Annotated in this window: 7 protein-coding genes; 2 read left to right on the top strand and 5 right to left on the bottom strand. The window is 59.4% G+C overall.

The features are described from left to right. Nucleotides 1–741: glycosyl hydrolase (locus RMO15_RS06930; protein WP_309709703.1), on the top strand; the 741-nt coding region annotated here is incomplete at its 5' end. Between the two features lie 3 nt (nucleotides 742–744). On the opposite strand, the gene RMO15_RS06925 is transcribed toward RMO15_RS06930, so the two are convergent. The 3 genes from RMO15_RS06925 to RMO15_RS06915 are packed head-to-tail and all read right to left on the bottom strand — an operon-like array spanning nucleotide 745 to nucleotide 4,478. After that, nucleotides 745–1,953, bottom strand: coding sequence for a TlpA disulfide reductase family protein (locus RMO15_RS06925; RefSeq protein WP_309709700.1), 1,209 nt, complete (start codon nucleotides 1,951–1,953; stop codon nucleotides 745–747). A gap of 20 nt (nucleotides 1,954–1,973) precedes the next feature. Then, a complete protein-coding gene (locus RMO15_RS06920; RefSeq protein ID WP_309709697.1) occupies nucleotides 1,974–3,884 on the bottom strand; it encodes a DUF6785 family protein in 1,911 nt (636 codons plus the stop codon). Between the two features lie 36 nt (nucleotides 3,885–3,920). Beyond that, a complete protein-coding gene (locus RMO15_RS06915; protein WP_309709696.1) occupies nucleotides 3,921–4,478 on the bottom strand; it encodes an RNA 2'-phosphotransferase in 558 nt (185 codons plus the stop codon). 100 nt (nucleotides 4,479–4,578) lie between these two features. Here RMO15_RS06915 and RMO15_RS06910 point away from each other — a divergent pair, with 100 nt between their 5' ends. Continuing rightward, nucleotides 4,579–5,103, top strand: a complete 525-nt coding sequence (locus RMO15_RS06910; RefSeq protein ID WP_309709693.1) for a GNAT family N-acetyltransferase — start codon at nucleotides 4,579–4,581, stop codon at nucleotides 5,101–5,103. On the opposite strand, the gene RMO15_RS06905 is transcribed toward RMO15_RS06910, so the two are convergent. Continuing rightward, on the bottom strand, nucleotides 5,074–6,216 hold the full coding sequence (locus RMO15_RS06905) for an aspartyl protease family protein (RefSeq protein WP_309709689.1): 1,143 nt from the start codon (nucleotides 6,214–6,216) through the stop codon (nucleotides 5,074–5,076). The genes RMO15_RS06910 and RMO15_RS06905 overlap by 30 nt on opposite strands. A 491-nt stretch (nucleotides 6,217–6,707) precedes the next feature. Then, nucleotides 6,708–7,031, bottom strand: a complete 324-nt coding sequence (locus RMO15_RS06900) for a pentapeptide repeat-containing protein (protein ID WP_309709706.1) — start codon at nucleotides 7,029–7,031, stop codon at nucleotides 6,708–6,710. Nucleotides 7,032–7,192 lie beyond the last annotated feature (161 nt).

The raw sequence follows: 7,192 nt of genomic DNA, 5'->3' as shown, positions 1-7,192 counted from the left end.
TCAGATGGCAATAACTACGAGTCGTCGTCGGAGGCGATGTACGCGTGGACGGGCATGTTCCTCTGGGGTGAGCTGACGGGCGATAAGAAGCTCCGCGACACGGGAATCTATCTCTACGTCACCGAAAAAGATGCGATTGACACCTACTGGTTCGATGTGAACAAGCTCTACCCCAAGGCCTTCACGCGCTCGCTGGCCTCGATGGTCTGGGGCGCAAAAGCCGTCTTTGCGACCTGGTTCTCAGGCGACCCGATCCACATGCACGGGATTAACTTGCTGCCCTTTCAGAGCGGCTCGCTCTATCTCGGAACGCACCCAAGCTATATCTCCGAGAACCTCACCAGCCTTGCCATGGAGCGCATCGCCCATGATAAGAAGCAGGCCAAGTTCGATCCGAGCAAGCCGCCGCGCACGGGGAAAAACTGGGGCGGCTGGGGCGATGTGATCCTGATGTACCAGGCGCTGAGTGATGCCCCCAGCGCTCTGGAAAACTGCGACTTTGAGACGCAGGAGATCGAGCAAGGGAACTCCCGTGCGAATTTCTACCACTGGGTCAACTTTCTCAACAAAGCCGGGCAGGTAGACACAACGCTCTCTGCGGACACGCCGCTCTATGCGGTGCTTAAGAAAGGCAACAAGCGCACTTATCTTGTCTACAGCGCCAGCGCCCAGCCGCGCAAAGTCACGTTCTCCGATGGCACGGTGATCGTCACGCGCAAAGCCGGGCTCAGCGTCAAGTAAGGATTAGTGGCTGACTCCCGCCTTGGTCAGCGCTTCCTCAATCCGAGTATCGTTCTCGCGGTAACCATTGAAGGAGGCCGCTACTTTACCGTCTTTGCCGATGATGTAGGTCGTGGGAATGCCGCTGACTTTATAGAGTGTGGAGGCAATGGACTTCGATGTTTCCTCACCTGCAGGATCGAAGACAAAGGGCAGGGTGTACTTTGAGCGATTGCCCGGCACCCACTTCTGGTAGGCCTCTTTCTTGTCCCAGACACAGACCGCCAGGATCGTGACGTCGTCGCGGGTTTTGAGCTTCTTCCAGAGATCTTCCAGGTGAGGCATCGCCATCATACACGGGCCACACCACGTCGCCCAGAAATCTAAGACCACAGCCTTACCCCGGAAATCGGAGAGCTTTACTGTCTTGCCATCGAGAGTTTGCACGGTAAAGTCTGGCGCTTCTGCTCCCTCGGCGAGGAGATGAGGCCGAACACGGGACGTGGTGACGGGAGGCTTGTAGGCAGGCTTGTCGCTGTTAAAAAGAGACAGGCTCTTCCCATCGGGAGTTAGCTTCGCCTCGTAGACTTTTCCGCCCAGCTCAAAGGGGGCACGAAGCTCAATACGGTTTTTCGTGTCGCCATTGAGGAAGAGCGTGACGCCCGGCTCGCGGCGCTCAAACGCTCGGTCAAAGACTCCCGACTGGGTATCCTCGGTGATGGCGAGCTTATAGGCTTGGCCATTGAGGCTCAGCTCTCCGATTTGCGCTCCGCTATGGTAGAACTGAAGAACAGGGTTGCCCTCGTAGCGGTAGAAGGTCAGGACAAAAGGCGCGGTGAGAGTCTCTTTATCCGCCGTGCCGTAGGAGGCCCGAACCGTGATATTGGCTGCCGTCGCGTACTTTTTCTTCGTCTGGGTACGGAGCTCATCCACCTCTTTGTGCTCTGTCCACGCATCCCCCCCATCGTCTGTCAGATCGCCGTTGGCATTGCGGTCTATATAGAGCCGCCAGGGCTGGTTTTCAGGCTCATCGAGGGCAATCAGATGCGCTGCCTTGGGGCCATTGCCGATAGTCAGCGTGCCATAGAGTCGCTTTCCGGCGACAGCGGGCTCTTTCTTGAGCGTGACAGGCTTCTCCGGCTTGAGCACGAGTACACCCGGACGGTAGCCAACTTTAAAGCTCGGGTCATAGGCAAGTTTTACGAAAGCAACCGGGGTTTGTGGAGGGAGCATGTCTTTATTATCCTTTGGGGTCAGGGCCAGAAGGCGTAGGTCGGCACTTGGCGGGCGATCCCGGTGAGGTTCCAGAAGCCGCCCATGAGGCAATCCCCGAGAATCACGCCTAGAAAGAACGGGACACACTTTCGGTAGGTGGCTAGGCCGCCGTAGCGCAGGATCACGAGCTTGATGACCCAGGCGATGAGCATCGGAACCCAGAGCACGCTCATCCCCCAGCTGGAGGCAATGGCGTAGCCGACCGGGTGAAACGGGAACCCGATCCAGCGCCCTCGGATCATGTTTAAAAGAAACGTAAAGCCCATCCCCACCAGCACCGCAGCGCCCTCGCTGTAGTGGGGAGGCTCAGGGATTCCGGTCCAGTTGTTGTAGCGGTTCCAGGCCTCGCGGCCAAAGATCTCCATCACGTTAGGCGGTGCAATCGCTCCGGCGGCTCCGTAGGCATACGACAGATGCAGCAGTGCCCAAAACGCGCAGAGCGGCCCGAGAATCGCGGCGGCGCAGAGGGCAAAAAACATCCCGCGCGTGCCCAGCTTGGTCTGCTCTGCCATTTTTAGGGACTCGATCCCAATAGGCATCGTGTGGCCACGGTAGGCGCGGTTAAAGCCCCACCAGAAGCTCAGGCCGATGTGCTCGTCGCGGGAAAACGCCGTGGGGCCGAAGATCTTGGGGAGCATGGTGTCTGCGCCCGCGTGGTGCAGGTCGTGGACAGGCGGCCCCAGCTCGGCGCGCATGCGGGTGATGGCAATGGCGATCCCCAGGTAGATCACCAGCCCCGCCCCGATCACCAGGAAGCTCAGCCCCGAGAACCGAAAGAACGTTACCAGGAGCACCAAGCAGATCAGCACACCCCAGACAGCGGTCTTTTGTGGGATCGGGTCGTTGGGATCGGGTGCCTCTTTCTCCTCGTTGAAGAAGACCCGCGCCAGCCAGGCAAAGTGCCGCCGCGCCGCCCAGAGCGCCCCAAACCCAATCCCCAGATAGGCCCCGAGTGCCTGCGCATCGGTGTAGGGGAAGTTGGGCTCCTGATCCCAGGCCATCCATGCTGAGACGACAAGCTGGAGCTTGTAGAACAAAAAGAAAAACCACGACGAGAAGATCAGATCCACCGGGAGCAGCACGCCTAGCGCGATGCCAAAGGGATAGAAACCCACGGGGAGCCAGCCCATGGCACTCCACGGGCGTGTGGGGAAGTTTGTCGGGCCTTGATCCACGTACTTAAGCTGGATCAGGGGCACCTGCGGATTGAGCACCGCCACCCCGTTCCAGAGCTGAAGCACCACCGCAATGGCCACCCCGGCCCACAGTACTTTGTTCTTGAGCAGAGGCGCTCCCGGTGCCGTGAGCTCCAGCGGGAGCTGGATCAGCGGAAAGGCAAGCTTCTCACTCTCCGTCCAGCGGCGGCGCAGGAGGACATTGAGAAACATAAACAAGATCACAAGAGTCGCCAGAAACCCGCACCAGCAGAGCGTGGGCACGAGCCAGGCCTGGATATGGCTGGCCTGGTAGAGGCTGGAGTGCCCCTCAAAGTAGGGCTTGAGCGCGTCTTTATCCGTGACAATGAGGTGCTTGGGGATCTTGGGGATCAGGTCCTGCTCCCAGTTGTTGGTGGCGTTGGCGCGGTAGACCGGGTAGGCCAGGATCGGCAGCAGCACCTCGATACTGTCATGGCCTGCGATTCCGGTGCAGATATTGACCACCCCGTAGAGCGTCAGCAGCTCCAGCCGCGAGAACGTGGCTTTTGGGAAAAACCGCCCGATGAGCCCATTGAGGGCAATCAGGGCACAGAGCCAGAAGATCGTGTTGTAGAACAGCGAGATCGTGGTCGGGTGCCCGGCGTAGCGCATCACCTCCGACTGAATGATCCAGAAAGCATTGATTGGAATGAGTAACGCCGCCGCAAAAAAGAACCGTCCTCGGAGCTGCATGAAAGGAGATTCGACAGCCCCCCTCGCTTCCCCTGCTTAGAGCTTTGTTTCGGCGTCCAGTAGAAACGGGGCTGGGACATGATCGGTGAGCCAGACGCCGTTGTCGGAGCAGTAGAAAAGATGCCCCGCAGCGTGCATGGCCTGCGTGTCAACCACAAAGAGATGCGGCTTGCCGTGCCGCGCCCCGACCCGACGCGCGGTCTCCCTATCCGCCGAGAGATGGACATGGTGCCGCCGGAGCTTGAGCAAGCCCTCGCGACGGATCGCCTCGACACTGCCCGCGCTGGTGCCGTGGTAGAGAGTCTCCGGCGGCGTCTGAGGAACCAGTGCGAGGTCTACTTCTACCGAGTGTCCCTGGTTGGCGCGGATCCGCTCACCACTCTCATCAAAGCCAAAGCGCTGCTTGTCGTTTTGCGCCACGACGGCATCAAGCTGGTCGCGGGAGATGGGGAAGCGGTTGCGGGCACACGCGGCCAGTAGCTCACTGACCTCCACCCAGCCGCCGGGCTGGAGCGTGAGGCCGAGGCGCTCAGGCTGATGACGCAAGTGTTTCGAAAGGTACTTGCTAACCTTGACGAGCTGCTCGTCGTTCATGTTTTTTTCCTAGCAGAGGCAACGCGGTGCCTCAGAGTTTTATTTTTGAATTTATGTTCGTGTTAATTTACGACAAATTTCGATAAAGTACAATGGCGCCATGCTCACTCTTGAAAAACTGGTAGCCTCTGACATTGTCGAGATCGCGGCAGCGTTTGCTAAGCTGGGCTGGAACAAGCCCGCCTCGCAGTACGAAGCCTATCTCGCCGAGCAAGACGCTAGGGAGCGCAGAGTGATTATCGCTCGCTGGTCGGGTGTCTTTGTGGGCTACGTGACGGTTGTCTGGCACGCACACTACGCGCCCTTCGCTGCCGAGAACATCCCCGAGATCGCGGACTTTAATGTGCTGCCCGAGTGGCGCAAGCGCGGCATTGGCACGGCACTGATGGACGAAGCCGAGCGTCTTATCGCCCAGCGCTCGCCCGTGGCGGGGATCGGAGTCGGGATGACGGCGGACTACGGCGCGGCGCAGCGGCTCTATGTCAAGCGCGGCTATATTCCCGACGGGCGCGGCCTTACTTATGAGGGCAAGGTGCTCACCTACGGGGAGAGCACCACCAACGACGACAGCCTGGTACTGTACTTTACCAAGAGCCTAGAGCAGGTCTCGCAGGGTGAGGGTTAGCTCGCGCTGCTCGCCGTCGGACTTGCGGCGGATCACGAGGCGGAGAGGTGTTCCTGGCTGCTGCTCCATCAAGCGACGGAGCGAGGAGACTCTGGCGGTGAGGAGGAAGCGGTCCGCCGCAATCAGCTCGTCGCCGGGGACGAGTCCCTGTTCCTGGGCGGGGCTCTCCGGCTGGACGGTGCGGACAAGGAGCTTCTCGCCCCAGGGGAGCGTCTCAAACCCGGCGCGGTTGTGGGGGTAGGAGCGCGTGAAGTCCCGGCTCTTGCTCAGGTGAAGTCGCTTCTTGCTGTAGTCAAATGTGAGCAGGAAGCGGCTGAGAAAGCCCATCCCGATATTTCCGGCCCGGTCTGTGGAGTCACTGCTGTTCAGGCCCATCGGAAGCTCGATCAGAGGGCGTGGGAGCGCGAACTCTCGTGCCTTGTTGCCCTTGTCCGTAAAGACAAATGACTCCGCACGCACCCGCTTGGCTCGCTCGATCCCTGCCACGCCTGCCGCAAAGACCTCCTGGGAGCGGGGGTAGCGCTCCAGCAGGCGGTGCTGCTGGGTAAACTTGGCCCCCAGCGTCACCGTACCGCTGGAGCCGGTGTCTATCGTGAAGGTTCCGTGGATGCTGTCCACGCGCGCGTCCACCACGGGGATACCCGAGTGCTCCTCAAATACCAAAGGCAGGGCTTGCTCGCCGCGCTGTGGGGAGAGCTTGCCCGGCGGGGCCAGCGTGACCAAGCCGCCTACCGTGTCGAGCCGCACCAGCAGCTTCTCGAAAAACGGGTAGCCTAAGATCAGCTCACAGCCCAGCAACTCGGGGAAGGGAAGCACCACCACGGGGATGTCCTCCAGAGTCAGAGTGCCCAACGTGAGCCGCTCCAGCCGCGCGTTGCGCCCCGAAGCCGTTCCTCCAATGCCGGTCACTTCCACGCTGCCCGGAAGAGAGCGCACCGCGAGGCGCTCCGCCGCTTTGGGTGAGAGCACCATCACGCTGGCTCCGGTGTCCAGAAGAAACTGCGCGGGCTGGTTCTGGTTGCCAAGCCTACCGGCGACAATGCAGTGTCCCGTGGGCGAGGTCTCAAGCGGGAGGGTTATGGTAGAGTTCGGGGTCTGGAAGTGGAGACGCATACCGCTTTATAGCACGAGCATTCCGTTTTACCTACTCCCGGCGAGCAGCGCCGAACTCGCGGAGTCGGAAATGACATCACGGCCCCTTCAGCATCGTCTGGGAGCATCGCAACCACTTGCCGCCCGTTTGGGGCTGGCGGCAGGGCAAACACTCCAGGAATTCGGTCCTCGCTCCGAAACCTTCGTCAAACGTCGGCATGAGATTGTTTTTCTTTGATTTCTCTTTCCTTTTACTATGCGCGCACTAGAAGTAGGCCGCTCTTTTTCTTGTTTGCAAAACTATCGTTTGCGTCCTTAAAGTTTTATTTTAAGACACTACTATCAGGTAGTGATGAGCGGCACCTAGAACACTATAATGGTCAGTCAAAGTGTCCAGAAAAGCGCCTGGTTTACAGGAAGTAGCACGGCGCAGGAAGTAGCGCAACCAAAGGGTAGGGACAGCACTCCGCGCTGTCCCTACCGCCCGTGTGGTATGTGGACGAGGACAAGGGTTAGCTGCCGGGAGGGAGGCCCTTGGTATCCTTGTCTTTAATGATTTCACGCAGATTCGCCCCATACAGATTCGCCCCAGTCAGATCCGCCCCACTCAGATTCGCCCCACTCAGATTCGCCCCAGTCAGATTCGTCCCACTAAGATTCGCTTTAGTCAGATTCGCCTCAGTCAGATCCGCCTTGGTCAGATCCGCCCCAGTCAGATCCGCCCCACTCAGATCCCTCCCATTGAGATACGACATACGCAGATCCACCTTGGTCAGACTCGCCCTAGTCAGACTCACGTTACCCGGATTCATCCCACGCAGATCCGCCCCAGTCAGGATCTTCTCTCCCGCCTTTATTTTTTTCTACGTCAGCAAAACAGCCTTGAGTAGCCGCTGCTCTAAGTCTGTCAAATATGCCTGAGGATCCTTGCGGAAGAGACGTTGCTGGGAACGTTCACCGTGACGAGACTTTAAATCCTGGCGCAAACTACGCCACT

It is taken from the genome of Armatimonas sp. (assembly GCF_031410135.1).
Lineage (GTDB): Bacteria > Armatimonadota > Armatimonadia > Armatimonadales > Armatimonadaceae > Armatimonas.
The sequence above is the reverse complement of the archived record's forward strand: the minus strand, read 5'-3'. Positions and strand labels throughout refer to the sequence as shown.

Bases quoted from the DNA above. Each gene is read 5' to 3' on its own strand.
- RMO15_RS06920 (WP_309709697.1), bottom strand. From the start codon at position 3,884: ATGCAGCTCCGAGGACGGTTCTTTTTTGCGGCGGCGTTACTCATTCCA.
- RMO15_RS06925 (WP_309709700.1), bottom strand. From the start codon at position 1,953: ATGCTCCCTCCACAAACCCCGGTTGCTTTCGTAAAACTTGCCTATGAC.
- RMO15_RS06915 (WP_309709696.1), bottom strand. From the start codon at position 4,478: ATGAACGACGAGCAGCTCGTCAAGGTTAGCAAGTACCTTTCGAAACAC.
- RMO15_RS06905 (WP_309709689.1), bottom strand. From the start codon at position 6,216: ATGCGTCTCCACTTCCAGACCCCGAACTCTACCATAACCCTCCCGCTT.
- RMO15_RS06910 (WP_309709693.1), top strand. From the start codon at position 4,579: ATGCTCACTCTTGAAAAACTGGTAGCCTCTGACATTGTCGAGATCGCG.